Here is a 25,909-nt window from a genome sequence, read left to right on the forward strand (position 1 = left end):
TCGTTGAGCTGATGCCGGTGATGCGAGTGGGAGAGCGCTCTACCGCGACGACCGAGTTCGGGGCGGGCACAGCGCTGGCTGGGTGGGGGTTGGGCCCGGTCTGGCTCCCGAAAAGGGACGCTATACCCGTTCTCACCCGCGCGTACAGCCCTGATGACCGGAGAATGGTCCGCCGTGACGCCGACCACTGATCGAAATCCGCGAGAGCGCTCTCCGATCCTGGTAGCCTGCGGGCATGGCAGACGACCCGGCCGACGCGCCTCCGCCTGCGCGCCTCGGCGCCGGGACGCTCGAGGCAACGCCTCCGTCGGGCACGCCGGTCCCCGGCCGCGCGTCGGGGACGGGCGCGCCCACCCTCGAGGACGTCGCCCGCGTGGCCGGCGTCTCGCGGGCCACCGTCTCGCGCGTCGTCAACGGCCAGCGCCGGGTCGCTGCCGAGATCCAGGCGGTCGTCCGCGAGGCCATCGCGACCACCGGCTACGTCCCCAACCTCGCGGCCCGCTCGCTGGTCACCCGCCGGACCGGCGCGGTGATCGTCGTCGTGTCCGGCGCGGAGGAGCAGGGGTCGCCGTCGACCATCGACTTCGCCGACCCGTTCTTCGGCCGGGTGGTCGGCGGCATGCTGCGTGCCCTGCGCCCGCACGACGTGGACCCGATCCTCATGCTCGCGGAGACGGACTTCGACCGGTCGCGCGTGATCTCCTCGCTGCGCAACGGCAACGCCGACGGCGCCCTCGTCGTGTCCACCCGTGGCGAGGACCCGATGCCCGCCCTGCTCGTCGAGGCCGGCCTGCCCGCCGTCGTGTTCGCCCGACCCGGTCGCCCGATCCCGCTGAGCTTCGTCGACGTCGCCAACCGCGACGGCGCCCGGCTCGCCGCCGAGCACCTGGTGGCCCGCGGGTGCCGGCACGTCGCGGCCATCTCCGGTCCGCTCGACGTGCCCTCCGCGCAGGACCGGCTCTCCGGGTTCCAGGACGCGATGGCCCGGCACGGTCAGGCGTTCGTGCCCACGGCCGGCGGCAACTTCACCTACGAGAGCGGCCTCGCGGCGATGACCGCGCTGCTCGACGGGTACGGGGACCTGGACGGGGTGTTCGCGTCCAACGACCTCATGGCGCTCGGCGCGATCGAGGCCCTGCAGGCGGCCGGTCGTCGGGTGCCCGAGGACGTGCGGGTGATCGGGTTCGACGACAGCTCGCTCGGCGCCCTGTCCCGTCCTGCGCTCACGTCCGTGCGGCAGCCGATCGAGGAGATGGCCGCGGAGATGGCCCGGATCCTGCTGGACACCATCGCGGACCCGGGGCGCCGGGTGACGTCGACGATCTTCGAGCCGACCCTCCGCATCCGCGCCAGCGCCTGAGCCCCGCCACCTCGCAACGTCCGCACTCCTGCGGGTGGGAACCCACACGAGTGCGGACGCAACCGCCCTGCATGCAGCGACGTCCGCACTCCTGCGGGGTGGGGGCCCCGGGAGTGCGGACGTCGCCGGTGGTGCGGGGTGGGTCAGCTGCCGATGGCCGACTCGACCTCGAGGCGGTACTGCTTGGCGGCGTCGGCCGGGGTCATCCGGCCGAACAGGACCTCCTGGTTGATGCGGCGCGTGATCTCGGCGACCTGACCGGCACCGACGGGCGGGACCGCAGGGCCGTCGACGATCTCGCCCTCGAGACCGGCGAGGAACTCGGCGGCTTGCTTGTCGGTGGCGGAGAACTTGTCCTCCACGGCGGCGCGGACGTCGGTGTTCGCCGGCAGACCGCGGTCGGACAGGATGATCTCGCCGGCGATCGGGTCGTTGAGCAGGAAGTCGATCAGCAGCGCGGACTCCTCCGGGTGCTCGGACTTGGCGGAGACGGAGTAGAACATGGCCGGCTTGAAGTACATGCCGGTGCGCTCCTCCTCCGACTCGCCGGGGACGCGGAGCAGCTTGAGCTCCTTGCCGGACGCGTTGGTGATCGCGGTCAGCTGGTTGGTCCAGAACCACGCCATGGCGCCCTTGCCGGTGGCGACGAGCGACAGCTCCGGTCCGCCGGCGTCGACCTCGACCGTGGTGGCGGCGTCGGGCTGGCCGCCACCCTCCTGCAGGTCGAGCGAGTGCTGCCACCACTCGGCGATCGTCTTGTCCTCGTACCCGAGCTTGCCGTCCTCCGTGTACAGCGACTCACCGCGCTGGCGGGCGTAGATCGAGAACCCGGGCTCGTTGAAGCCGTAGTCCTGCGCGCCGAACACGGCCTTGCCGGTCGCCGCGGAGATCTGGTCGGCGATCTCGACGTAGTCGTCCCAGGTCCAGGTCTTGTCGTCGGGCAGCTCGACGCCGGCCGCCTCGAACGCGGTCGGGTCGGCGACGATCGCGTACGCGTTGACGCCGGTGGCCACGCCGTAGAGGGCGTCGTCGATGGTGCCGGACTGGAGGACGCCCTCGTCGATCTTCGAGGTGTCGAGGCCCAGCTCGTTGAGGTCGGCGAGCACCCCGCGTGAGGCGTACTCGTTGAGGAACCGCTCCTCCTGCGTGATGACGTCGGGTGCGTCCCCGCCGGCGACCGCGGTGCCCAGCTTGTCGAAGTAGCTGTTCCAGTCGGTGTAGTCCGGGACCACGGTGATGTGCGGGTACTTCTCCGTGAACTTGTCGAGCACCTGCTGGGTCAGCTCGTGGCGGGTGTCGGAGCCCCACCAGGAGAAGCGGATCTCGACGGGCTCCGGCGGGCCGGACGACGTGGGCGTGGCGGCGGGCTCGTCGGACGAGCCCGCGCAGGCGGTCAGCGCGAGGGCCGCGACGGCCAGCACGGCAGCTGCGCGGAAGGACGGACGGGGTCGCATGGTTCTCCTTGGGTGACGAGGACGACGGTGTGCTGTCTCAAGGCCGGCGGAACTAGGACTGCTACTTGATGCCCGTCGTCGCGATCCCCTTGACCAGGTACTTCTGGCCGAAGAGGAACGCGAGGAAGACGGGGATGAGCGAGACGATCGACATGGCGAACATCGGGCCCCACGAGCTGGCGCCCGTGGAGTCCATGAAGGTGCGCAGTGCTACCGGAGCGGTGTACATGTCCGGCCGGATCAGGAAGATGAGCTGGCTGAAGAAGTCGTTCCACGTCCAGATGAACGTGAAGATCGCCGTGGTGGCCAGGGCGGGCAGCGACAGCGGGAGCATGATCCGCAGGTAGATGCGGCCGTGCCCGCAGCCGTCGAGACGCGCGGCCTCGTCGAGCTCCTTGGGGATCCCGCGGAAGAACTGGACCATGAGGAAGATGAAGAACGCGTCCGTGGCCAGCAGCTTCGGCACGATGAGCGGCAGGAACGTGTTGATCCAGTCGAGCTTCGAGAACAGCACGTACTGCGGGACGATGATCACGTGGATCGGCAGCATGATCGACATGAGCATCACCGCGAACCACAGCTTGCGTCCCCGGAACTCCAGCCGGGCGAACGCGTAGGCCGCCATCGAGCAGGCCACCAGGTTCCCCAGCAGTGAGCCGAGCACGATGATCGCGGAGTTCATCAGGTACCGCCCGAAGGGGTACTGCAGCGCGTTCCAGCCCACCGAGTAGTTGGTCATGTCGATCTCGCTCGGGATGAGCGACACGTCCCGGAAGATCAGCTCGGTCGGCTTGAACGAGCTGACCAGCAGCCAGATCAGCGGGTAGAGCATCAGGACGCAGAGCGCGATGAGCCCGGCGTGCTTGAGCGCGGAGCGCCGGCGGTCCGGCCACGGGGAGCGGCGGTGCTGCACCGGGGGGGCCTCGTCGGCGAGGGCCGACAGCGTGGTGGCAGTGGGCGTGGGGCGCACGTGGACCTCAGTCATCGTAGAAGACCCAGAACTTGGAGGCGAAGAAGTTGATCAGGGTCATCGCCGCGACGATGAGGACGAGCAACCACGCCATGGCGGACGCGTACCCCATGTCGAAGGCCGTGAAACCCTTCTGGTAGAGGTAGAGCGTGTAGAACATCGTCGAGTCGGCAGGTCCGCCCGTTCCGCCGGAGACGACGAACGCCTGCGTAAAGCTCTGGAACGCCCCGATCACCTGGAGCACCAGGTTGAAGAAGATGATCGGCGTGAGCAGCGGCAGCGTGATCGAGCGGAACCTGCGCACCGCGCCGGCCCCGTCGATCGCGGCGGCCTCGTAGTACATCTCCGGGATCTGCCGCAGGCCGGCCAGGAAGATGATCATCGGAGCGCCGAACGTCCAGATGTGCAGCAGGACGAGGGTCCAGAGCGCGGTCTCCGGGTCGGACACCCAGCCCTTGCCCTGGATGCCGAACAGCGCCAGGAACTGGTTCACCAGACCGTCGATGCCGAACACCTGCCGCCACAGGATGGCGACAGCGACGGAACCGCCGAGCAGCGAGGGCAGATAGAGGACCGACCGGTAGAACGGCAGACCCTTCAGGCCCCGGTCGAGCATCAGCGCGAGCCCCAGAGCCGCGGCGAGCTGCAGCGGCACCGCGGTGAACACGTACGTGAACGTGACGCGCAGCGAGTTGGCGAGCCGGGGGTCCTCGAACAGCCGCGTGTAGTTCTCGAGCCCGATCCAGGTCGGCGGCTGCAGCAGGTCGTAGTCCGTGAAGGACAGGTAGCCCGACGCGACCATCGGGCCGATGGTGATCAGGCCGAGGCCGAGGAACCAGGGCAGCAGGAAGAGCGCGGCCGCCTTACCGTCACCGTTGCGCAGGCTGCGCCGCGAGGGCGTGCCCTTCTCGCCCCGGGCGGACCTGGCGGTCCGGCGTAGCTCCGTCACTACGGACATGTCGTCGACACCTCACTGTGTTCGCCGTGGAGGACCCGAACGAGAAACCGGTTCCTCGGCGGTACCGTAGCACCGCTTTCCGTGGGTTGGGAACCGGTTTCCCGTGGTGTATGTTCGGCGCGGAGCCACCCCCACCTCGGTGGCTCGAGGGTGACCGCGGGAGGCTGCAGTGACGCAGAACGGGTGGACGCGCAGCGCGTCGACCATCGCCGAGGTCGCGCATGCCGCGGGCGTCTCACGGGCGACCGTGAGCAGGGTGATGAACGGCCGCTCCACGGTGGACCCGGAGCTCGCCGCGCGCGTCCGTGACGTGGCCGAGCAGCTGCACTACCGACCCAGCAACACCGCGCGGAGCCTGTCGCTCGGACGCACCAACACCGTCGCCGTCGTGGTCCCCGACCTGGCCAACCCGATGTTCCAGCAGGTGCTCCGGGGGGTGGCCTCGGCCGCCGCGGAAGAGGGTTACCGGGTGCTGGTGGCGGACACCGCCGAGCACGCCGGCGACGAGGAGCGGATCGCGCTCGACGCCCGCCTGCGCTGCGACGCCCTCGTGCTGGTCTCGCCGCGGATGTCGGAGCAGACCCTGCGCGCGCTGCTTCCCGAGATCCGCCCGGTGGTCGTCGTGAATCGCGCCGCGGACGGCACCACGCCCACCCTGGCCATCGACTACGCGGCCGGCATCGACCAGATCGTCGAGCACCTCACGAGCCTGGGCCACCGCCACCTGCTGTACCTGGCCGGTCCGCCGGACAGCGCGTCGCACGGTGCCCGGCTCGACGCGCTGCGCGCCGCGGCCGCCCGGCGCGAGGACGTCCGGCTGAGCGAGCGACCCGCTGGATCGTCGGTCGAGTCCGGCTACGCCGCCGCGCAGGACGTGCTCGCCTCCCGGGCCACGGCCGTCGTCGCCTACAACGACCTGGTCGCGTTCGGGCTGCTCGCGCGCCTGAACGAGCTCGGCGTCGCGGTACCCGGTGACGTCTCGATCACGGGCTTCGACGACATCGAGCTCGCACGGTTCGCGACGCCCTCGCTGACCACCGCGACCGTGCCGCAGGCCGAGCTCGGCCGGCAGGCCTGGGCGCACCTGCGCTCGCTGGTCGGCGGAGACGCCCTCGACCCGACGCCCTCGCTGATCGCTCCCGTCCTCGCGATCCGTGCGAGCAGCGGCCCGGTGCCCCCCGCGGCACGGCTCGGGCGGCGCGCGGCGACCGACCCGGTGGGTCCCGAGGTCCCCGAGCTCACCACGGCCGGCTGGGCCGCTGACCTGGGCTCGTACCTGCTGAGCGGCACGGCGAGGGATGCCTCGACGGTTCCGCTGGCCCGGTACGAGTCGGGGGAGCGCGTGCCCCGAGTGCACGCCCCGCGCCCGTACCTGCACCCGGTGCACTCGGCGGCGGGCACCGCGCTCACCGAGACCAGCCCGGTCGACCACCGCCACCACTACGGCGTGTCCATGGCCGTGCCGGTGGTCAACGGCACCAGCTACTGGGGCGGCCGCACGTTCCTGCGCGACGAGGGCCCCACCCTGCTGCCCAACCACGGTCGGCAGGTCAGCGGTGGTGCGCGGCTGGCCGACGCGGGCGCGACGCTCGTCGACGAGATCGAGTGGCTCGACGAGCGCGACCGGCCCCTGCTGACCGAGGACCGCCGCCTGGGCGCGGCACCCCTCGCGGACGGTCGCGGCTGGACCCTGCGCTGGTCGAGCGTGCTGCACGCCTCCCACGGGTCGCTGCGGATCGAGAGCCCCGGCACCAACGGCCGGCCCAGCGCCGGGTACGGCGGCATCTTCTGGCGCCTCCCGTCGGCCGACGTCACCACGGTGCTCGGCGAGGGGCTCGTCGGCGAGGAGGCCGTGCACGGCAGCCTGTCGCCGTGGCTCGCGTTCGTGCAGCGCCGCGAGGTGGCGACGACGACCGTCCTGCTGGTGCAGCACCCCGCGGTGCTGCGGCCGTGGTTCGCGCGGGTGGCCGAGTACGTCGGCGCCGGCCCCGCCCTGGCGTGGGACCGCGTGGTCGACGTGCCCGACGGCGGACAGCTCGACGTGGGGCTCGCCGCCGTCGTGGTGGACCGGGCGCTCGGTGCCGACGAGGCGGGACACCTCGCCGCGCAGGCGTGGGGATGACCACCCAGACGCCTCGCGGGGCGACGCCCGTGAGCGACCCGGCGACGGACCTGCCGACGGTCGCCGTGGTCGGCGTGCACGGCCACGGCGCCACGCACGTCCGCAAGGTCGCCGACCTGCAGGAACGCGGCCTGGCCGTCCTCACCGCGCTCGTCGACCCGCGCCCCGTCGAGGGCGAGGTCCCCTGGTTCCCGGACCTCGACACCCTCCTGGTGCAGGCCCGACCGGACGTCGTGGTCATCGCGACGCCCATCCACACCCACCTCGCGCTGGCGTCCGCCGCGCTGCGGGCCGGGTGCGACGTGCTCCTGGAGAAGCCGACCACCGCGTCGCTCGCCGAGCACGCCGAGCTGCTGGCCGTCGTCGAGGAGACCGGGCGGCTCTGCCAGGTGGGGTTCCAGACGTTCGGGTCCGGGGCGGTCGACGAGGTCGCGCGCATCGTCGCCACCGGGGAGCTCGGGGAGCTCACCGGGGTCGGCGCGGTCGGCACCTGGGTGCGCGGCGCCGGGTACTTCGCGCGGGCCCGGTGGGCCGGCCGGCGCACGCTGGACGGCGTCGAGGTGGTGGACGGGGTGGTCACCAACCCCCTCGCGCACGCCGTGGCGACCGCGCTGCTCCTGGCCGGCGCGCGCACCGTGGAGGACGTGACGGACGTGCGGGTCGACCTGCACCGCGCCCACCCGATCGAGGCGGACGACACGTCGGCGGTCGTCGTCGGGACGCGCGGTGGGGTGCAGGTGTCGGCGGGGCTGACCCTGTGCGCGCCGCAGCGCTCGCCCGCCCGGATCGCCGTCCGCGGCACGCTGGGCACCGCGACCCTGTTCTACGAGACCGACGAGATCGAGGTGTCCTCGCCGCGCGGCACCCGGCGGATCCGCTGCGGGCGGGTGGACCTGCTCACCCAGCTGCTCATGGCGCGCACCCACCCCGCGATCAGGCTGCGCTGCTCCGTCGCGGACACCGGCGCGTTCCTGCGGGTGCTCGAGGCCGTGCGGACCGGCCCGGACCCGACACCGGTGCCGGACGCGTTCGTCGAGTGGCGCGGTGAGCTCGGCGACCGGCACCCGGTGGTGGCGGACGTGGAGCACTGGTGCGCGCGGGTGGCCGCCGAGGGCGCGACGTTCACCGAGCTCGGGGCACCGTTCGCGGTCTGATCGTGCGGTCGGCGCCTAGGCTCGGTCGTCGTGATCCTGCGCCCGTACCGCGAGTCCGACGCCGTCGCGACCCTCGAGGTGTTCCTGCGCGCGATCCGGACGACGGCGAGCCGCGACTACTCGTCCGAGCAGGTGGCCGCCTGGGCGTCGGACGAGATCGACGTGGCGGGCTGGTCGGCGCGGCGGGCGGCCCACCGGACGCAGCTCGCGGAGGTCGACGGCTGGGTGGTCGGGTTCACCGACGTCGACGAGCAGGGGTACGTCGACATGCTCTTCGTCGACCCGGACGTCGGGCGGACGGGCGTGGCGACGGCGCTGTTCGGGTGGGCGCGGGAGACGGCACGGGACCTCGGCGCCACCGAGCTCACCACGCACGCGAGCCTCACCGCGCGGCCGTTCTTCGAGCGGCAGGGGTTCGAGGTCGTGGCGGAGCAGCATCCCGTGCTGCGCGGCGTCGCGCTGACGAACTTCGTGATGCGGCGCGACCTCGCGCGCTAGTCGGGTCGCGGGCATTGCCGCTGATCAGGGGCGATACCGCGTGGGGATGACTGCGTAGTCGTCGGGAAACCAGTGCGGCGAGCGCTTTCCCCAGTTTCCCCGAAACTCTTGCGCGGCCGGTGAGCGATCGGTAGGAATGTCCCTGCTTGCTCGGGTGAATCGTTCCAAGATGACCGATCGGGCTCTGCTCTCAACGACGAGACAAAGGGTGATGCCATGCGCTCGACGCGCACGCACGACGAGGGACGACCGGCGCCACGCACGACCCGGGCGCTGCTGGCCGGCGCGACCGTGCTCGCGCTCGCGGCGACGGGGAGCCTGCCCGCCCTGGCGGCCGACCCGGTCACCACGTGGAAGTTCGACATGGGTACCGCGACGAGCCCGGTGGCCGACGGCTACCAGCAGGTGACCGACGCGACCCGCTACTCGGCCGCGACCGGCTTCGGCATCGTGCCGGCCGACGGCATCACGCCGATCTCCCGCGACCGTGGCGCCGAGGACCCGGCGGACCGCGACTTCGTGCTCGCCACGGCGTGGACGTTCGTCCTCGACGTGCCCAACGGCACCTACGACGTGACGGTGCGCTCGGGCGACCTGCTCGCCGGGAGCAGCACCACCAAGACCACCGTGACCCTCGAGGGCGCGGGTGGCGGCTCGCTGAGCACCAAGACCGCGACCGTCTCCGGCACGTGGCCCGCCACGGTCGCCGACGGGCAGCTCACCGTCGGCATCACCGGCAGCGGCGCGGGCGGGTACGTGAGCTCGATCGTCGTCGCACAGACCGGGACCACGCCGGAGGAGCCGGACCCCGGCACCTCGACGATCGCCGCGCCGGCCGCCGTGCGCCTGGCGCACGTGACCCCGACCGCCGTGACGCTCCGCTGGAACGAGGTCGCCGGCGCGACGGGCTACGCGGTCTCGCGGTCGGACACCGTCGACGGGACGTACACCGAGGTCGCCCGGACGGGCGCTCGTGCGGTGCTCACCACCGACGCCGTCGACACCTCGGTCCTGCGCTACTACCGGGTGCAGGCGATCGACGCGGCCGGACTGTCCGTGCCGTCGGCCGCCGCGGTGAGCAGCCTGCCGACCGCGCCGACCGTGCCGGACGTGCTCGACTTCGACCTGGGCAGCGGCGCGCTCGCTCCGGGCGCGATCCGGCTGGACGCCACCAGCGCGTACAGCGCGACCACCCGCTACGGCTTCGTCGACACCCGGGCCGTCACCGCGACCGACCGGGCCACCGCCGACGCGCTGCGCTCCGACTTCGTGAGCGTGGGCGACACCGAGCTCGTCGTCGACCTGCCCAACGGCGACTACACCGTCAGCCTGATCGCGGGCGACGCCACCGAGGCGACCGACGTCGCGATCACCGCCGAGCAGATGGCGAAGGTCGCGGCGACGGCCCAGGCTGCGGGCCAGTTCCTCGAGATGTCGTTCGACATCGCAGTCGTGGACGGCCAGCTCAACCTTGACTTCTCCGGCACCGCCCCGAAGCTCAACCAGCTCCGGATCGCCGCGCAGAGCCCGCGGGGGCCGGGCGGCGAGCCCACCGTGTGGCTCACGGGCGACTCGACCGTGCAGACCTACACCGCGGACTACGTGCCGCAGGCCGGCTGGGGCCAGATGCTCGACCGGTTCCTGTCCGACGACGTCACGGTGGACAACCGCGCGATCGGCGGCCGCTCGTCGAAGAACTTCATCAGCCAGGGGCGTCTCGACGAGGTCCTGCGGCAGGTCAAGCCGGGCGACTACCTGTTCGCGCAGTTCGGCCACAACGACGCCACCTACGGGGTCGACGACCGGTTCGCCGCGCCCGCCGACTACGCGGAGTACCTGCGGACGTTCGTCGACGGTGCCACCCAGCGCGGTGCGCAGCCGGTGATCGTCACGCCGGTGTCGCGACGCAGCTTCGACGCGGCGACCGGGACGTTCAACGTCTCGTTCCCCGAGTACGTCGCCGCGGCCACGGCTCTGGCCACCGAGACCGGCACGCCGCTGGTCGACCTGTCGGCATCCAGCCGGTCGTACCTCGACGAGATCGGTCCCGAGGCGTCGACGAGCGTGTTCCTGCACGTCCCCGCCGGGGTGTACCCCAACCGGCCGACCGGCACCGTCGACGACACCCACTTCCAGGAGTACGGGGCGATCCAGCTGGCGCGCCTGGTCGCGACGGATGTCGCATCACTGCCGCTCCCGCTCGCGGACGAGGTCCTGGACGTCGAGCCGCCTGCGGACGTGCCCGCCGCCCCGGCCGGGGTCGTGGCCGGCAGCGTCTCCAACGCCGGCGTGCAGCTCACCTGGACGGCGAGCGAGGGCGCGGACATCTATCGCATCTACCGCAAGGCCGCCGCGGACGGGGACGACGCCTACGCGCTCGTCGCCACCTCCACGCTCCCGCAGGCCGCGGTCGGTGGGCTCGTCGAGGGTGCGTCGTACGACCTGCGGGTCGTCGCGGTGAACGGCCGCGGACCGTCGGTCCCCTCGGTCGCCGTGCGCGTCACCACGAAGGCCGCGCTGTACAAGTTCGACGTGCAGCTGGCCGGCAACGTGCTCATGCCCGGCTACACCGAGGTGAACCAGAACTCGACGTACACCCCCGCGATCGGCTGGGGCTGGCTGAACCCGACCGGGCTGGGCGGCCGCGACCGAGGCGTCAACTTCACGCCGCCGCCGAACGCCCTGCAGCGCGACTTCCTGCTCCCGGGCACCCAGCACGTGTTCGCCGTCGATGTGCCGAACGGCACCTACGCCGTGAAGACGTACAACGGCGACTGGATCGGCACCAGCCGCTCGAACGTGCAGCTCGAGGGCAAGGACTTCGGCGCCTCGAACGCGGGTGCGGGGTCGGTGTCGGAGAAGGTCAGCCAGCCGGTGCTCGTCACGGACGGCCAGCTGAACCTCGTGATGACGGGGACGTCGAGCCGGCTGAACGGCATCGAGATCACGCCGCTGCTGCTGGCGCCGTCCGCCCTGACGCTGGACGACGTCACGATCGACGGGACGTCAGTGCAGGTCGCGCTGAGCTGGACCGGCACCTCCGACTCCGCCGGCTACCGGGTCTACCGCAAGTCCGCGGGGGCGTCCGCTCCGGTCGCGCTCGGCGACGTCACCACGACGTCGTTCGTCGACACCACGCCGGACGTCGGGTTGGCGTACGAGTACCACGTGGTGGCCCTCGACCCCGCCGGCGCGGAGTCGGTGCCCACGGACACGCTCGACGTGACCACCGTCGACCCGGACGTCCCGACGGCCGCGGTGCCGACGGGCCTGACGCTCGGCGCCGTCCACAAGAACGACGTCACGTTCACCTGGGACGCCGTCGACGGCGCGCTGTTCTACCAGGTGTACCGGCAGGCCAAGGACGGCTCGTTCGTCGTCGTGGGCCGTGCCGGCGGACCGACCTACACGGACAGCACGGTGCTCACCACCATCGAGTACACGTACCGCGTGGCCTCGGTGAACGCGGGCGGGGTCTCCGCGCAGTCCTCCACGGTCACGACGCCCGCCGTCACCACCCTGGCCCGGCAGGCCGAGCGGCTCGACCGCTCCCCGGTCGCGGTCTCGGTCGACGGCGGCGTGTACGTCGGCTGGCGTCAGCTGGGCCTCGACCCCGACTCGATCGCGTTCCACGTGTACCGGGACGGCGCGAAGATCACGACGCTCCCGGTCACCACGAGCACCAACGTGCTGGACGTCCGCGGGACCGCGGACTCGGTCTACCGGGTCAGCTCCGTGGTCGACGGGATCGAGCGCTGGGCCACCACCGAGTTCCGCGTGTGGGACAGCCAGCACCTGGACGTGCCGCTGGACAAGCCGGCCGACGCGTACACCAAGGACGGTCAGCCGTACACGTACCACGCCAACGACGCCTCCGTCGGGGACGTCGACGGCGACGGGCAGTACGAGATCGTCGTGAAGTGGGACCCGTCCAACTCCAAGGACAACTCGCAGGCCGGCTACACGGGCAACGTGTACGTGGACGCCTACGAGCTGGACGGGACCCGGCTGTGGCGGATCGACCTGGGCAAGAACATCCGGGCCGGCGCGCACTACACGCAGTTCCAGGTGTTCGACCTGGACGGAGACGGGAAGGCCGAGGTCAGCCTGAAGACCGCGGACGGCACCGTCGACGGCCTCGGTACCGTGATCGGCGACGCGCGCGCGGACTACCGGAACTCCTCGGGCTACGTGCTCACCGGGCCGGAGTTCCTCACGGTGTTCAACGGGGCCACGGGCGCGGCGGTCGACACGATCGACTACACCCCGCCGCGTGGTGACGTCGGCGCGTGGGGCGACGCCTATGGCAACCGGGTCGACCGGTTCCTGGCCGGAGTCGTCTACCTCGACGGCGAGCACCCGAGCGTGATCTTCAGCCGCGGCTACTACACGCGGACCGTGGTGGTGGCCTACGACTTCGACGGCTCCTCGCTGACGAGGCGGTGGACGTTCGACTCCAACGAGGCCGGCTCGCAGTACACCGGCCAGGGCAACCACAACCTGTCCGTGGCCGACGTCGACGGGGACCAGAAGGACGAGATCGTCTTCGGGTCCATGACGATCGACGACGACGGCACGGTGCTCTACGGCACCGGGCTCGGGCACGGGGACGCGCTGCACGTCAGCGACCTCGACCCCGGCCGGCCGGGCCTGGAGGTGTTCGCGGTGCACGAGGAGGCGCCGCACAGCAAGGGCATCGGGGCGACGTTCCGCGACGCCGCCACCGGGGAGGTGCTCTGGTCGATGCCGGCCACCGCCGACACCGGTCGCGGGGCCTCGGACGACATCGACGCGTCGCACCCCGGCGCCGAGTCGTGGGCCGTGGTGGCCGACGGCACGTGGAACTCGCGCGCGGGTCAACTGCGGGCGGCCGACGGGGAGCTGCTGGGGACCACCATCCCCGCGGCGAACTTCCTGACCTGGTGGGACGGAGACCTGCTGCGGGAGATCACCGACCACGACTGGGACACCACGGCACTCACGGGCGTCCCCACGATCTCGAAGTGGGACCCGTCGTCGGCCTCGTCGGACGAGATCTACCGGGCCACCGGCACCCTCTCCGACAACGGCACCAAGGGCACCCCCGCCCTGCAGGCCGATCTGTTCGGCGACTGGCGCGAGGAGATCGTCACGCGTCTCGACGACTCCTCCGCCCTGCGGATCGCCACCACGGTGGACCTCACCGACCACCGGCTGCGCACCCTGCAGTCCGACCCGGTGTACCGCCTGGGCGTGGCGTGGCAGAACACCGGCTACAACCAGCCGCCGCACACCGGGTACTTCCTCGGTGACGGCATGGCGACGCCGGCGGCGCCGAGCATCGTCTACACCGGACCGTCGACCGGTCCCGGCGAGCGGGTGCCCGGTCCGGCCACCGCCAAGCCGGGCAAGGCGGTCCTGTCCAGCGACAACTGGGACAACGACAGCAGCTTCACGGTGGCCGCGAACCTGTGGTGGGGCCAGAACGCCCAGACCGTGACCCTGCTGGAGAACGGCGTCGCGGTCGCCACGCGCGACCTCGTCGACGCCACGCCGTCCGCGCAGTCGGCGGCGTTCCAGATCGCCGGCAAGCCCAACGGGACGTACGTCTACACCGCGGTGCTGACCAACCAGCACGGGTCCACGACGACCGCCCCGCTCACCGTCAAGGTCACGGCCGCCAACCCGGGGACCCCGGCGCTCAGCCACGACAACTGGGACGGCGACGGGTCGTACACGCTCACCACCAACCTCTGGTGGGGGACCAACGCGACGACCTACCGGCTGTACGAGGACGGGGTGCTCATCGACACCCGGTCCCTGACCGCCAACGGCACCAACGCGCAGAAGGCCACGACGACCGTGAACGGCCGCGCGATCGGCACGCACGTCTACCGCGCGGAGCTGTCCAACGCGCTCGGCTCGACCAGCAGCCCGGAGGTGAAGGTCAAGGTCACGCGCTAGTCAGTACCGACCAGGCCGGCCCGGGCGACCCCTCTCGCCCGGGCCGGCGTGTGTCCGCTCACTGCTGATCCAGCGTCCGCACTCCCGCGGGTCGGAGGCTGCCCGAGTGCGGACGTCCCGCCTGGGCGTGGGGTCTCAGGGCAGGCGGACGTGCTGTGGGCCCAGCTCCTTGACCGTGGAGACGCCCAGCAGGGCCATGGTGCGGCGGACCTCGCGCTCGAGGATGTCGACCGCCCGCTCCACCCCGCGCTCGCCGCCGGCCATGAGCCCGTACAGGTACGCACGCCCGACGAGGGTCGCGTCGGCGCCCAGGGCGATCGCGGCGACGATGTCGGCGCCGGACATGATCCCGGTGTCCACCCAGACCTGCGTCCGGTCGCCGACGGCATCCGCGACGTCCGGCAGCAGGCGCAGCGGCACGGGCGCCCGGTCGAGCTGGCGGCCCCCGTGGTTGGACAGGACCACCGCGTCGGCGCCGGCGTCCGTGACCCGGCGGGCGTCCTCGACCGTCTGGACCCCCTTGATGATCAGCGGCCCGTCCCACGAGGCGCGGATCCACTCGAGGTCCGCGATCGTCATGGTCGGGTCGAACAGCTTGTCCAGCAGGTCCGCCACGGTGCCGGACCAGCTGCTCAGCGACGCGAAGGTCAGCGGCTCGGTGGTCAGCAGGTTCAGCCACCAGGCGGGGTGCGTCGCGGCGTCCAGCACCGTCTTGACGGTCAGTGCCGGGGGGATCGAGAAGCCGTTGCGGGCGTCGCGCAGGCGGGCGCCGGCCACCGGGACGTCGACCGTGAGCATGAGCGCCTCGAAGCCGGCCGCCTTGGCGCGTGCCATGAGGTCCTCGCCCGCGGATCGGTCCTTCCACACGTACAGCTGGAACCACTTGTGGGCGTCCGGGCCGGCCTTGGCGACCTCCTCGATGGACGTGGTGCCCATCGTCGACAGCGCGTAGGGGATGCCGCGGCGCTGGGCCACGCGGACCACCGCGCGCTCGCCCTCGTGGTTCATCATCCGTGTGAACCCGGTGGGGGCGAACGCGAAGGGCAGCGCCGACGTGGTGCCGATCATGTCCGTCGTCGGGTCGACGTGGGACACGTCGTGCAGGATCGACGGCTGGAACTCCAGCTCGCGGAACAGGTGGCGTGCCCGGCGCAGGCTGATCTCGGCCTCGGCGGCGCCGTCGGTGTAGTCGAACACCGAGCGCGGGGTGCGCTTGCGCGCCACGGTCCGCAGGTCGGCGATGGTCAGCGCATCGGCCAGGCGCCGCTCAGTGGAGTTCAGCACCAGCGGCTTCGGGCGCATCAGGGGCTTGAGCTCGGACCACGAGGGGATCTGACGGTCGGTCACCGGGGCTCCAGGGTGTGAGGCGCGTCGTCGGGCAGCACAGGAGATTGAAACGATACAACACGCCGCCTCCAGGCTCCACCGCGTGCCGTCACGACCGTACACACCGGCGCGCGGCCCGGCGTCGTGGATGGCACTCTGGAACTGGGACCTCCTGCGTTTGTAACGATTCAGCGCGATCCGTTGACATCCCGGCAAGCGCTCGCCTAACGTCCGGAATGCGCTTTCACCCCCCGAGCAAGGAGGCTCAACGACGATGAAGCGAACCCTGTGGAAGACCGCCGCTGTTGCGGCCGTCGCCGCCCTCGCCCTGACCGCCTGCTCGTCCGGCGGATCCGGCGACGCGGAACCGACGGCCACGACGACCGGCCCCGACACGTCCCCCGTCACCCTGAACTTCACGTGGTGGGGCAACGACGACCGAGCAGCCCGGTACAACGAGGCACTGGCACTGTTCAAGGAGAAGTACCCCTACATCACGGTCCAGACCAGCTTCGCCGGGTTCCCGGACTACTGGACGGCACGGTCCACCGAGGCCGCCGGACGCTCGCTGCCGGACGTCATGCAGTTCGACCTGTCGTACCTGCGTGAGTTCAACCAGAACGGGCAGCTGCTGGACCTCCAGGAGTGGGTCGACAACGGGACGATCGACCTCTCCGGCTTCGACGAGACGCTCACCACGGCGGGCGTGCTCGAGGACAAGATGATCGGCATCCCGACGTCGACCAACACGTTCGCCATGTTCCAGAACCCCAACGTGATCGAGCAGACCGGGGCCACCTTCCCCGACGAGGCCGAGTACACGTGGGAGGACTACAACGACTTCATCGCGGAGGTCTCCGGCGCCGGCACGACGACGGCTGACGGCTACGCCCTCTACGGCGCGGTCGACTACACGGCCACGTTCTGGTTCTTCATCCAGTGGCTCCTGCAGAAGGGCATCACGCCCTTCGAGGACGACGGCACCTTCGGCTTCGACGAGGCCGACGTGGTCGAGTTCCTCGAGCTCACGGCCGACCTGCGGGCCGACAAGCAGGTCTTCCCGGTCGACCGCAACCTCGCCCTCGCACCCAAGGGTGGCTTCACGGTGAACGAGACCGCCTCGGAGATGAGCTGGGACAACTTCCTGGCCGCCTACGTCGCGGACTCGGGCACCCAGAACCTGTCCATGGCGCAGATCCCGTCGATCGAGCCGGGCGAGAAGGCCCTGTTCTTCAAGCCGTCGATGCTGCTGTCGTCGGGGGCCAACACCAAGCACCCCGAGCAGGCCGCGACGCTGATCAACTTCCTGCTCACGGACCCCGAGGTCGGGACGATCTTCGGCACGTCGAAGGGTGTGCCGGCCGACGCCGACCAGCGCGCCGCCGTCGACACGACCGAGGGCAGCGTCGACGCCCAGGTGATCGCGTACGAGGAGAAGGTCGCCGAGCAGGTGACCGAGTCCACGCCGATCCCCGTCAAGGGCTTCGGCACCATCGAGGCCAAGTGGCGGACCCTCGCCGAGGAGCTCGCCTACGGCACGCTCACGCCCGACGAGTTCGCCGAGCAGTGGTTCTCTGAGGCCGAGTTCTCCACCCAGTGACACGGGGTGGGCCGCCCGGTGATCTCCGGGCGGCCCACCACCCGCACCAGCACCACCTTGAAACCGACGAACGGATCACGCTCGTGACCCTCACTGCCGAGGCTCCGACGACAGGCCCCTCGACCGCCGCGCACTCCGCAGCCCGGAAGCGCCGCAAGCGGTCCGAGTCCCTGGCCGGCTACGCCTTCCTCAGCCCCTGGCTGCTCGGGTTCGTCCTGCTGACCGCAGGCCCGATGCTGGCCTCCCTGTACCTGGCGTTCACGAACTACAACCTGTTCGCGCCCCCCGAGTGGATCGGGGTGGAGAACTTCCAGCGCCTCGCCCAGGACCCGAACTACCTGCAGGCGTGGAAGGTCACGCTCACGTACGTGCTGCTGGGAACCCCGATCAAGCTGCTCGCCGCGCTGGCGGTGGCGATGCTGCTGAACAACGCGTTCAGCGGCAAGGGCTTCTACCGGTCCTCGTTCTACGCACCCTCGCTGATCGGGGCCTCGGTCTCCATCGCGATCGTGTGGAAGGCGATGTTCATCGACAACGGCATCGTCGACCAGGTCCAGCAGTTCTTCGGCTTCGAGGCCGGCGGCTGGGTCGGTGACCCGTCGCGCACCATGCCGATGCTCATCCTGCTGACCGTCTGGCAGTTCGGTGCGCCGATGGTCATCTTCCTGGCCGGGCTCAAGCAGATCCCGAACGAGCTCTACGAGGCCGCGTCGGTCGACGGCGCGGGGCCCTGGCGCAAGTTCCGGCAGATCACGCTACCGATGCTCTCGCCGGTCATCTTCTTCAACCTGTTGCTCGAGATGATCCACGCGTTCCAGATCTTCGCCTCGGCGTTCATCATCTCCAACGGCACCGGCGGCCCCGCCCGCTCCACGTTGTTCTACACGCTCTACCTGTACTTCCGTGGCTTCCAGGACTTCCAGATGGGCTACGCCTCGGCGATGGCCTGGATCCTGGTGGTCGTCGTCGGCGCCCTGGCGGTCGTCTTCTTCTGGAGCTCGAAGTCCTGGGTCCACTACTCCGGAGAGGGCAAGTGAGATGAGCACCGTCACCTCCACTGCCGACCACCTCGTCAGCGCCCACGACAGCGCACGGCTGCGGCAGTCCACCAAGAACCGCAAGCGCGGCCGGGCCCTGATCTTCCACCTGTGCTCGCTCGCCCTGATCGTGATCGTGCTCTACCCCGCGGTGTGGATGCTGATGTCCTCGTTCAAGCCGTCCAGCGAGATCGTCGGCAACGTCAGCCTCATCCCCACCAACGCGAGCCTGGCCAACTTCACCAAGGCCCTCGAGGGCATCGGCGGCGTCTCGTTCTGGACGTTCTTCGGCAACTCGGTGATCCTGGCCGTCGGCTCGGTCATCGGGATCACGATCTCCTGCTCGATCAGCGCTTACGCGTTCGCGCGCATCGAGTTTCCCGGCCGGAACATCTTCTTCGCCCTCATGATCGGCACGCTCCTGCTGCCGTTCCACGTGGTGATCATCCCGCAGTACATCGTGTTCAACCGGCTCGGCCTGGTCGACACCTTCGTGCCGCTGCTGATCGGCAAGTTCCTGGCCGCCGAGGCGTTCTTCGTGTTCCTCATGGTCCAGTTCATGCGCAACCTGCCGCGTGAGCTCGACGAGGCCGCACGCATCGACGGCGCCGGGCACGTGCGGATCTTTCGCTCGATCATGCTGCCCCTGATGAAGCCCGCCCTGGTGACCAGCTCGATCTTCGCGTTCATCTGGTCCTGGAACGACTTTTTCGGTCCCCTGCTCTACCTGAAGAAGCCCGACCTGTACTCGCTGCCCATCGCCCTGCGACTCTTCGTCGACCAGACAACGACCTCGGACTACGGCGCCCAGATGGCCATGGCCGTCCTGGCCCTCATCCCGGTCATGCTCTTCTTCCTGGTCTTCCAGCGCTACCTCGTCGAAGGCGTCGCCACGCAGGGCCTCAAAGGCTGATGGCGGTTTCCACGGGGCGGCCCGAGCGTGTGAGGCTGGATGCCATGAGCACCCCGCTTCCCGACGACGACGCCGGCCGCCCCGCGGACGACGCCGCCCAGCCCGGTCCCGCCGACAAGCGCCTCCTCGGCGGCGGCCGGTTCGGGTTGTTCAGCGAGGCCCTGCTCGTCGGCCTCGGCGTCTCGGTGCTCAGCCTCCCGATCATCACGGCCGTCCCGGCGCTCGCCGCCGGGGTGTCCCACGTCCGGCGCCACCTCGACGGCCGCCCCGACACCGTGGCGGCCCTCTGGGAGGACTTCCGCGCGGCGTGCCGCGGCGTCTGGCTGGTGTCGATCGGCATGCCGGTCCTGCTCCTGGTCCTGCTGTTCAACCTGCAGCTCATCGGCCAGGGCGGGATGCCCGCCGGCGCCGGGGTCCGGGTCGCGACCGTCTTCCTGGTCGCGATCCTGCTGGTCATCGTCCTGCGCGCGGCGGCCGGCTGGTCGCCGGGGGCGCGGTGGACGACCGTCGTGCAGACCGCCGCCAAGCGTGCCGGGGACGACCTCACGGGCACGTTCCTGCTCGCCGTCGCGCTCGGGCTGTGCGCGGTAATGGTGTGGATGCTCGCGCCGCTCGTCGTCATCGTGCCGGGCCTGCTGTCGCTCGCGGTCGTGGCGGTCGAGCACCGCGCGGCGGTCCGTCAGGGCTGAGCTCAGTCCAGCCCCTCCACGAACCGCTGCATCGTCGCCAGTGCCTCCTGGCCCGCGTCGGTGTGGACGTGGAACTGGTACTCGTGACCGAGCGCAGGCTCGTGGTCGGGCTCGAACAGCAGCGTCTCGTGGGGCACCCCGAGGGTCTCGAGCGTGGTGAGCAGCGACTGGGAGTGGCCGATCAGCGGGTCGGCGTTGCCGCAGGACACCAGCGTCGGGGGGAAGTCGGCGGTCAGGTGGTTGACCACCGAGATGCCCGCGAACCGGGGGTCGTCGAGGTAGTCCGCGCTGCCGGTGAACGAGCGCATCACGGAGTCGACGAACCAGCGGGGACGGCCACGCAGGCCGCGCGCGAGGGACATGTCGAAGACCCCGCAGAACAGCACCGCACCCGCGATCTGGTCCCGGGTGACCCGCGGGTGGGCGCCGATCGAGGCCGCGTACGCGGGGTCGATCACCACGCCGATCACCTGCGACGCGATCTGCGCGCCCGCGGAGTCGCCCGCGAGCACCAGGCGGTCCGGGTCGACGCCCAGCTCGTCGGCGTGCTCGGTGAGGAAGGCGAGCGCGTCGAGCACCTGGAGGACGGGGGTCGGGTAGGTGGCGCGCGGGGCGATCGAGTAGTCGACGCCCACCACCGTGCACCCGCCGCCGGCCACGACCCGCAGGTAGTTGGCGATGAGGTCCTTGCTCCCCGACAACCACGCCCCGCCGTGCACCCAGACGATCGTCGGCAGCGTGCCGTCCGACCCGGTCGACCGGTGCACGTCGAGCCGGGCGTCGCGGTCGCCGTCGCGGTACGGGATGTCGATCTCGGACACCACGTGCGCGGGCACGAAGGGCGCGGTCGCCACGAACCGTGCGGAACCGTGGCGGTCCATGTTCCGCCGCAGCACCACCGATGCCGGCCGGGGGCTCAACCGGGCGGCGATGCCGACGCCGACGAGGCCCGCGACGAGCACGCCGAGCAGCCATCCGAACCCGAGCGCGATGCGCCTCATCCCTCGATGGTGCCACTCGCCACCGTCAGGCCCGGGTGAGCACCCCCGGCAGGGCGGTCCAGGACTCCGGCGCGAGGGTGATCACGGTGCTGCCGGTCGCTGCGGCGGGGCCGTCGACCTCCGACACGTGACGCTCGGCGACGGCGGCGGCGTGCTCCGGTCCCTCGACCGCGGGCTCGTCGTCGGCAGTCACCCGCACGCCCCGGCCGAGCGCGAGGGTGACGCCGGGGTGCGAGAGCTCGACCTCGACGGGCTCGGCGGACCGGTTGACCAGGAACACCGCGACGTCGTCGCCGTCGAGGGTCGCTGCGGCGGTGACCACCGGGACGTCGCCGTGCGCGGCGGTCGACATCGTGGGTCCGGACACCCGCAGGTCGAGGGCGGTGCCGCGGGCGAGCCGGGCCGTCGTCGCGAAGGGGTGGAACGTGGGCTGGCGCCAGGCCGGCCCGCCGGGCTCGGTCATGATCGGCGCGATCACGTTGACCAGCTGGGCCAGGCAGGCCACCGGTACGCGGTCGGCGTGGTTGAGCAGGGTGACCAGCAGGTCGCCGACGACGACGGCGTCGAGCGCCGAGTAGACGTCCTCGATGATGCGCGGGGCGTCGCGCTGCAGCGGCAGGTTCTTCTCGCCGGGGAAGCGGGACTGCAGGTACCAGACGTTCCACTCGTCGAACGAGATGGTGACCACCTTGTCGGAGCGGCGGCGCGCGGCGACGGCATCGGCGGACGCGACGACCCGGCGGATGAACCGGTCCATGGACGTGCCGGACCCGAGGAACGAGGCGCGGTCGCCGTCGAGCTCCTCGTAGTACGCGTGCATGGAGAGGTGGTCGACCACGTCCCAGGTGTGCTCGAGGACGGTCTGCTCCCACGAGCCGAAGGTGTCCATCATCATCGACGACGACCCGCAGACGACCAGCTCGATCGACTGGTCCACCAGCCGCATGGCCTTGCCGGCCTCGGCGGCGAGCTTGCCGTACTCGTCGGCGTCCTTGTGCCCGATCTGCCAGGGGCCGTCCATCTCGTTGCCCAGGCACCAGAGCTTGACCGCGTACGGCTTCTCGCGACCGTTCGCGATCCGCAGGTCCGCCCAGCGCGAGCCCGCCTCGCCGTTGCAGTACTCGACCAGCGCCGCGGCCGCCGCGACCCCACGGGTGCCCAGGTTCACGGCCATCATCGGCTCGATGCCCTCGCGCTCGGCCCACTGGAGGAACTCGTCGGTGCCGACCGTGTTGGGCTCGATGGTCCGCCACGCCAGGTCGATGAACGGCAAGCGGTCCTGCACCGGCCCGACGGCGTCCTCCCAGACGTAGTTGGAGACGAAGTTGCCGCCGGGGTAGCGGACCATGCTCACGCCGAGCTCGCGGGTGAGGTCGGCGACGTCGCGGCGGAACCCGTGCTCGTCGGCGGTCTCGTGGCCCGGCTCGTAGATGCCGGTGTAGACGGCGCGCCCGAGGTGCTCGACGAACGAGGCGAACAGGCGGCGGTCGATCTCGCCCACGCGGAAGTCGGGGTGCAGCAGGACGGTGGCGCGCTGGGACATCGGGTCTCTCCTGGATCGGGCGACGCTGCTCGGTGCGGGCGGGTGGTCCGTCGAGTCCGCCGACTCGTCCATGATCCGTCGCCCGTGAGGCCTGTGCGAGACGGGCCCCACGGCTTAGGCTACCTAGTGACGGACAACGCTTTCCGCACCGGTCCGCCGCAACGAGGCGACGACGACACCGAGGACACCCGTGACCGACCAGAACCCGACCGCACCCCGCCCCGCATCGAGCAGCAGCACCGCCGCCGGCCCCGGCGTCATCCCCGAGTTCGCCGCCGCACCCGAGGGGGAGCAGCTGCGGTACGCGGTCGCCGGCACCGGCCATCGCGCGGGCATGTACATCGGCGCGATCACCGGCGAGCACGCCGACGTCGCGACGCTGGTCGCCCTCCTCGACACCAACCCCGGCCGGATGGCGCACTACGAGTCGGCCGTGTCCGAGGCGCTCGGGCGGCCCGCGTCGCTGCCCACGTACGCGCCCGACGGGCTCGAGAAGATGATCGCCGAGCAATCGGTGGACGTGGTCGTGGTGACCGCTCCCGACCACGCGCACGCCGAGCTGGTGGCGCGGGCGCTCGCCGCGGGGGCCGACGTCGTCGTCGAGAAGCCGCTCACCATCGACCGGCCCGGCTGCCGGCGGATCACGGGCGCGGTGCGCGAGACCGGCCGCGACGTGGTCATGACCTTCAACTACCGGTACGCCCCGCGGAACTCCTCCCTGCGCCAGGTGATCTCGTCCGGCGAGATCGGCGAGGTCACGTCGGTGCACTTCGAGTGGGCCCTCGACACCGTGCACGGCGCCGACTACTTCCGGCGCTGGCACCGCGAGAAGAAGAACTCCGGCGGCCTGCTGGTGCACAAGTCCAGCCACCACTTCGACCTGGTCAACTGGTGGATCGGCGACGTGCCCGCCCGCGTCTACGCCCGCGGCGGGCTCAAGTTCTACGGCGACCGCAACGCCGCCGAGCGCGGGCTCGGCGCCCGGCCGGCTCGCGGCACCGGCGTCGTCGGCGACCCGTTCACGCTCGACCTCCACGACGACGCCCGCCTGAAGTCCCTCTACCTCGACGCCGAGCAGTACGACGGCTACCTGCGCGACCAGGACGTGTTCGGCCCCGGCATCACCATCGAGGACAACATGGCGCTGCTGGTCGACTACCGCCGCGGCGCCACCCTCACCTACTCGCTCAACGCGCACAGCCCCTGGGAGGGCTACCGCGTCACCGTCAACGGCACGGCCGGCCGCGCGGAGCTCGAGGTGATCGAGCGGGGGGCGATCGAGCTCGACGAGCTCGGGAAGGCGGTGCTGGACCCGTCGGCCACACCGACCTCCGTCGGCGACTCGCTGCGCCCCGAGGGGGAGCGGCTGCTCGTGCAGAAGCACTGGGAGAGGGCCACCGAGTACGCGATCCCCGACGGCATCGGCGGGCACGGCGGCGGGGACGCGATCCTGCTCAAGGACGTGTTCCGACGACACCTGCGCGTCGCCGACGACGAGCTCGGCCGGCCGGCGGGGTACCTCGACGGGCTGCGCGCCGTGGCGGTCGGCATCGCAGCGAACCAGTCGCTGGTCACCGGGCTGCCGGTGACGATCGCGGACCTCGACCTGGGCGCGGACCTGTCCCTGCCGGGCGCCTCGTGACCAGCCTCTCCGCCCTCCACGGCGTCGGCCGCGCCGTCGACGTCGTCGCCGACGGGATCACCCTCGCTCAGTACGTCTACGTCCCCACCGACGTCCAGCTCGAGAGCCCGCGCCCCTACCTGCACCCCGTCCGGACGCGCGGCGGCGACCTGGTCACGGCGTTCCGGCCGCACGACCACGTCTGGCACAAGGGCATCGCCTGGTCGCTGCCGGTGGTCGGCGAGCACAACTTCTGGGGCGGCCCCACCTACGTGCACGGTCAGGGGTACGTGCAGCTGGAGAACGACGGGTCGATGGATCACGTGGCGCTCACGTCGCTGGCGGTGGGTGCCGACCGGGTCGACCTCGCGCACACGCTCGCCTGGCACACGCAGGCGGGCGCGCACGTGATCGACGAGACCCGGTCGCTCGGGTTCGTCGTCCCCGCGGGTCGCGACGACGCCTGGGTGCTCACCTTCGAGACCACCATGACCAACGTGTCGTCCGCCGACCTGACCATCGGCTCGCCCACCACCCGCGGGCGGGAGAACGCCGGCTACGGCGGGCTGTTCTGGCGCGGCCCCCGGTCGTTCACCGGCGGCACCCTGCTCGCCCCGGACTTCTCCGGCGGCGAGGAGGTCCGCGGGACGCGCGGGCCGTGGATGGGGTTCGTCGGCCGGCACGACGAGACCGGGGGAGCGTCGACGGTCGTCATGGTCGACAGCGCCGACAACCCCTCGCACCCGCCGCAGTGGTTCGCGCGCACCGAGCACTTCGGGTGCCTCAACCCCGCACCGTTCTTCTCCACCGAGGTCCCGTTCGCTCCCGGTGACACGCTCCGGTTCCGGTACGCGGTCGTGATTGCCGACGGTGGCGCCGACCCGGCGTCGGCGGCCTCGCTCGCGACGCTCGGCAGGGGGATCCTGGTCGGATGAGCGGACTTCCGGGGGGCGTCTCGGTCAGCAACCTGCGCGTGTACGACTGGCCCGCGCCCGACGGCGTCGGCGTCGCCGGCAGCGGATCGCCGCACCTGCACGTCGTGTCGTCGGAGGCGTACGTGGTGCTCGGCGGCTCCGGCTCCGTGCACACCCTCGGCCCGGCGGGGTTCACCGTGCACCCGCTGCAGCCGGGGGCGATCGTCTCGTTCGGACCGGGTGTCGTGCACCGTGCGGTCAACGACGGTGACCTCGAGGTCCTCGTCCTCATGTCGAATGCCGGCCTGCCCGAGGCCGGGGACGCCGTCCTGACCTTCCCCGCCTCCGTGCTGTCCGACCCTGCCGCCTACCGCGCGGCGGCCACCCTGCCCGGCGCCGGCGCGTCCGAGGACGAGATCGCCGCCGCGGCCCGTCGCCGGCGCGACCTGGCGCTGGAGGGGTACGCCCAGCTGGGCGAGGCCGTCGACCGGATCGGCGCGGCCGCGGCCCTCAAGCCCCTGCACGAGGCGTCGACACGGATCGTCCGGACCCTGGTGCCGCGGTGGCAGGACGTGTGGACGCGGACCGTCTACGCAGAGACGGAGACCACGGCCGGCGCGCTCGAGGGCCTGATCAGGGGCGTCGGGCAGCACCTCTCTCGGGGGTCCGTGACGGCCGTGGACGCAGCTCCTGCACCGCGCCGGTACGGCATGTGCGGTCGACTGCAGACCTGGCCGACGCCCGCCTGAGTCGCCCAGCCCGACAGCCCGGCAGTTTGTGCGCCACGATAGGAAGCCCATGGCGGA

General features: G+C 71.3%; 18 protein-coding genes. 12 read left to right on the plus strand and 6 right to left on the minus strand.

From position 1 onward, the window contains the following. Positions 1-235: 235 nt before the first annotated feature. Positions 236-1,360: a LacI family DNA-binding transcriptional regulator gene (locus ASD18_RS05575; RefSeq protein ID WP_082573549.1), complete on the plus strand. Its 1,125-nt coding sequence runs from the start codon at positions 236-238 to the stop codon at positions 1,358-1,360. 143 nt (positions 1,361-1,503) lie between these two features. Here ASD18_RS05575 and ASD18_RS05580 read toward each other — a convergent pair whose 3' ends face one another. From ASD18_RS05580 to ASD18_RS05590, 3 genes are all read right to left on the minus strand, one after another. Next, positions 1,504-2,814, minus strand: a complete 1,311-nt coding sequence (locus ASD18_RS05580) for an ABC transporter substrate-binding protein (RefSeq protein WP_056087829.1) — start codon at positions 2,812-2,814, stop codon at positions 1,504-1,506. Positions 2,815-2,875: 61 nt separating this feature from the next. After that, positions 2,876-3,799: a carbohydrate ABC transporter permease gene (locus ASD18_RS05585; protein ID WP_082573551.1), complete on the minus strand. Its 924-nt coding sequence runs from the start codon at positions 3,797-3,799 to the stop codon at positions 2,876-2,878. Further along, the gene (locus tag ASD18_RS05590) at positions 3,792-4,742 is read right to left on the minus strand and encodes a carbohydrate ABC transporter permease (RefSeq protein WP_056087832.1); all 951 of its coding nucleotides are present in this window, start codon (positions 4,740-4,742) and stop codon (positions 3,792-3,794) included. Before ASD18_RS05590 ends, ASD18_RS05585 begins: the two co-directional genes overlap by 8 nt. Before the next feature lie 169 nt (positions 4,743-4,911). Between ASD18_RS05590 and ASD18_RS05595 the strand changes: the two genes are divergently transcribed. From ASD18_RS05595 to ASD18_RS21760, 4 genes are all read left to right on the plus strand, one after another. Continuing rightward, on the plus strand, positions 4,912-6,864 hold the full coding sequence (locus ASD18_RS05595) for a DUF6807 family protein (RefSeq protein WP_056087838.1): 1,953 nt from the start codon (positions 4,912-4,914) through the stop codon (positions 6,862-6,864). Then, positions 6,861-8,018 carry a Gfo/Idh/MocA family protein gene (locus tag ASD18_RS05600; RefSeq protein WP_056087841.1) on the plus strand — a complete coding sequence of 386 codons (1,158 nt, stop codon included), beginning with the start codon at positions 6,861-6,863 and terminating at the stop codon, positions 8,016-8,018. Before ASD18_RS05595 ends, ASD18_RS05600 begins: the two co-directional genes overlap by 4 nt. Positions 8,019-8,048: 30 nt before the next feature. After that, positions 8,049-8,516 (plus strand): GNAT family N-acetyltransferase, encoded by a 468-nt coding sequence (locus tag ASD18_RS05605; protein ID WP_056087846.1) that lies wholly within the window; start codon positions 8,049-8,051, stop codon positions 8,514-8,516. Positions 8,517-8,732: 216 nt separating this feature from the next. Beyond that, complete coding sequence (locus tag ASD18_RS21760; protein WP_056087849.1) at positions 8,733-14,459, plus strand: SGNH/GDSL hydrolase family protein; 5,727 nt, start codon at positions 8,733-8,735, stop codon at positions 14,457-14,459. Positions 14,460-14,594: 135 nt separating this feature from the next. Here the strand turns inward: ASD18_RS21760 and ASD18_RS05615 are convergent, their stop codons facing one another. Next, positions 14,595-15,806: an alpha-hydroxy acid oxidase gene (locus ASD18_RS05615; protein ID WP_056087852.1), complete on the minus strand. Its 1,212-nt coding sequence runs from the start codon at positions 15,804-15,806 to the stop codon at positions 14,595-14,597. Positions 15,807-16,059: 253 nt separating this feature from the next. Between ASD18_RS05615 and ASD18_RS05620 the strand changes: the two genes are divergently transcribed. The 4 genes from ASD18_RS05620 to ASD18_RS05635 all read left to right on the plus strand — a co-directional run bounded on the left by ASD18_RS05620 (position 16,060) and on the right by ASD18_RS05635 (position 20,024). After that, positions 16,060-17,385, plus strand: a complete 1,326-nt coding sequence (locus tag ASD18_RS05620) for an ABC transporter substrate-binding protein (RefSeq protein ID WP_056087855.1) — start codon at positions 16,060-16,062, stop codon at positions 17,383-17,385. 83 nt (positions 17,386-17,468) lie between these two features. Then, the gene (locus ASD18_RS05625; protein ID WP_056087859.1) at positions 17,469-18,422 is read left to right on the plus strand and encodes a carbohydrate ABC transporter permease; all 954 of its coding nucleotides are present in this window, start codon (positions 17,469-17,471) and stop codon (positions 18,420-18,422) included. Position 18,423: 1 nt separating this feature from the next. Next, entirely contained in the window at positions 18,424-19,335 is a 912-nt protein-coding gene (locus tag ASD18_RS05630; protein ID WP_082573553.1) for a carbohydrate ABC transporter permease, read from the plus strand. A gap of 44 nt (positions 19,336-19,379) precedes the next feature. Beyond that, positions 19,380-20,024 carry a hypothetical protein gene (locus ASD18_RS05635; RefSeq protein ID WP_156387903.1) on the plus strand — a complete coding sequence of 215 codons (645 nt, stop codon included), beginning with the start codon at positions 19,380-19,382 and terminating at the stop codon, positions 20,022-20,024. Positions 20,025-20,026: 2 nt separating this feature from the next. Here the strand turns inward: ASD18_RS05635 and ASD18_RS05640 are convergent, their stop codons facing one another. Further along, positions 20,027-21,025 carry an alpha/beta hydrolase gene (locus ASD18_RS05640; protein WP_056087861.1) on the minus strand — a complete coding sequence of 333 codons (999 nt, stop codon included), beginning with the start codon at positions 21,023-21,025 and terminating at the stop codon, positions 20,027-20,029. Positions 21,026-21,050: 25 nt separating this feature from the next. Then, positions 21,051-22,568, minus strand: a complete 1,518-nt coding sequence (locus tag ASD18_RS05645; protein WP_056087864.1) for an alpha-N-arabinofuranosidase — start codon at positions 22,566-22,568, stop codon at positions 21,051-21,053. A 190-nt stretch (positions 22,569-22,758) separates the two neighbouring features. Between ASD18_RS05645 and ASD18_RS05650 the strand changes: the two genes are divergently transcribed. From ASD18_RS05650 to ASD18_RS05660, 3 genes are read left to right on the plus strand one after another with little or no spacing between them, the layout of a single operon-like run. Then, positions 22,759-24,210, plus strand: coding sequence for a Gfo/Idh/MocA family protein (locus tag ASD18_RS05650; RefSeq protein WP_056087869.1), 1,452 nt, complete (start codon positions 22,759-22,761; stop codon positions 24,208-24,210). After that, positions 24,207-25,124, plus strand: a complete 918-nt coding sequence (locus ASD18_RS05655) for a PmoA family protein (protein WP_056087871.1) — start codon at positions 24,207-24,209, stop codon at positions 25,122-25,124. The genes ASD18_RS05650 and ASD18_RS05655 overlap by 4 nt, the downstream gene beginning before the upstream one ends. Beyond that, positions 25,121-25,852, plus strand: a complete 732-nt coding sequence (locus ASD18_RS05660; protein ID WP_056087873.1) for a cupin domain-containing protein — start codon at positions 25,121-25,123, stop codon at positions 25,850-25,852. The genes ASD18_RS05655 and ASD18_RS05660 overlap by 4 nt, the downstream gene beginning before the upstream one ends. Positions 25,853-25,909 lie beyond the last annotated feature (57 nt).

The sequence above is a fragment of the Cellulomonas sp. Root137 genome, from assembly GCF_001426725.1.
In the GTDB taxonomy this organism is placed as follows: Bacteria; Actinomycetota; Actinomycetes; order Actinomycetales; family Cellulomonadaceae; genus Cellulomonas.

What these genes read in the sequence shown, in the direction of transcription:
- ASD18_RS05640 (WP_056087861.1), bottom strand. Translation starts at nt 21,025, where the DNA reads ATGAGGCGCATCGCGCTCGGGTTCGGATGGCTGCTCGGCGTGCTCGTC.
- ASD18_RS05630 (WP_082573553.1), top strand. Translation starts at nt 18,424, where the DNA reads ATGAGCACCGTCACCTCCACTGCCGACCACCTCGTCAGCGCCCACGAC.
- ASD18_RS05575 (WP_082573549.1), top strand. Translation starts at nt 236, where the DNA reads ATGGCAGACGACCCGGCCGACGCGCCTCCGCCTGCGCGCCTCGGCGCC.
- ASD18_RS05585 (WP_082573551.1), bottom strand. Translation starts at nt 3,799, where the DNA reads ATGACTGAGGTCCACGTGCGCCCCACGCCCACTGCCACCACGCTGTCG.
- ASD18_RS05620 (WP_056087855.1), top strand. Translation starts at nt 16,060, where the DNA reads ATGAAGCGAACCCTGTGGAAGACCGCCGCTGTTGCGGCCGTCGCCGCC.
- ASD18_RS05660 (WP_056087873.1), top strand. Translation starts at nt 25,121, where the DNA reads ATGAGCGGACTTCCGGGGGGCGTCTCGGTCAGCAACCTGCGCGTGTAC.
- ASD18_RS05635 (WP_156387903.1), top strand. Translation starts at nt 19,380, where the DNA reads ATGAGCACCCCGCTTCCCGACGACGACGCCGGCCGCCCCGCGGACGAC.
- ASD18_RS05645 (WP_056087864.1), bottom strand. Translation starts at nt 22,568, where the DNA reads ATGTCCCAGCGCGCCACCGTCCTGCTGCACCCCGACTTCCGCGTGGGC.
- ASD18_RS05590 (WP_056087832.1), bottom strand. Translation starts at nt 4,742, where the DNA reads ATGTCCGTAGTGACGGAGCTACGCCGGACCGCCAGGTCCGCCCGGGGC.
- ASD18_RS21760 (WP_056087849.1), top strand. Translation starts at nt 8,733, where the DNA reads ATGCGCTCGACGCGCACGCACGACGAGGGACGACCGGCGCCACGCACG.
- ASD18_RS05600 (WP_056087841.1), top strand. Translation starts at nt 6,861, where the DNA reads ATGACCACCCAGACGCCTCGCGGGGCGACGCCCGTGAGCGACCCGGCG.
- ASD18_RS05580 (WP_056087829.1), bottom strand. Translation starts at nt 2,814, where the DNA reads ATGCGACCCCGTCCGTCCTTCCGCGCAGCTGCCGTGCTGGCCGTCGCG.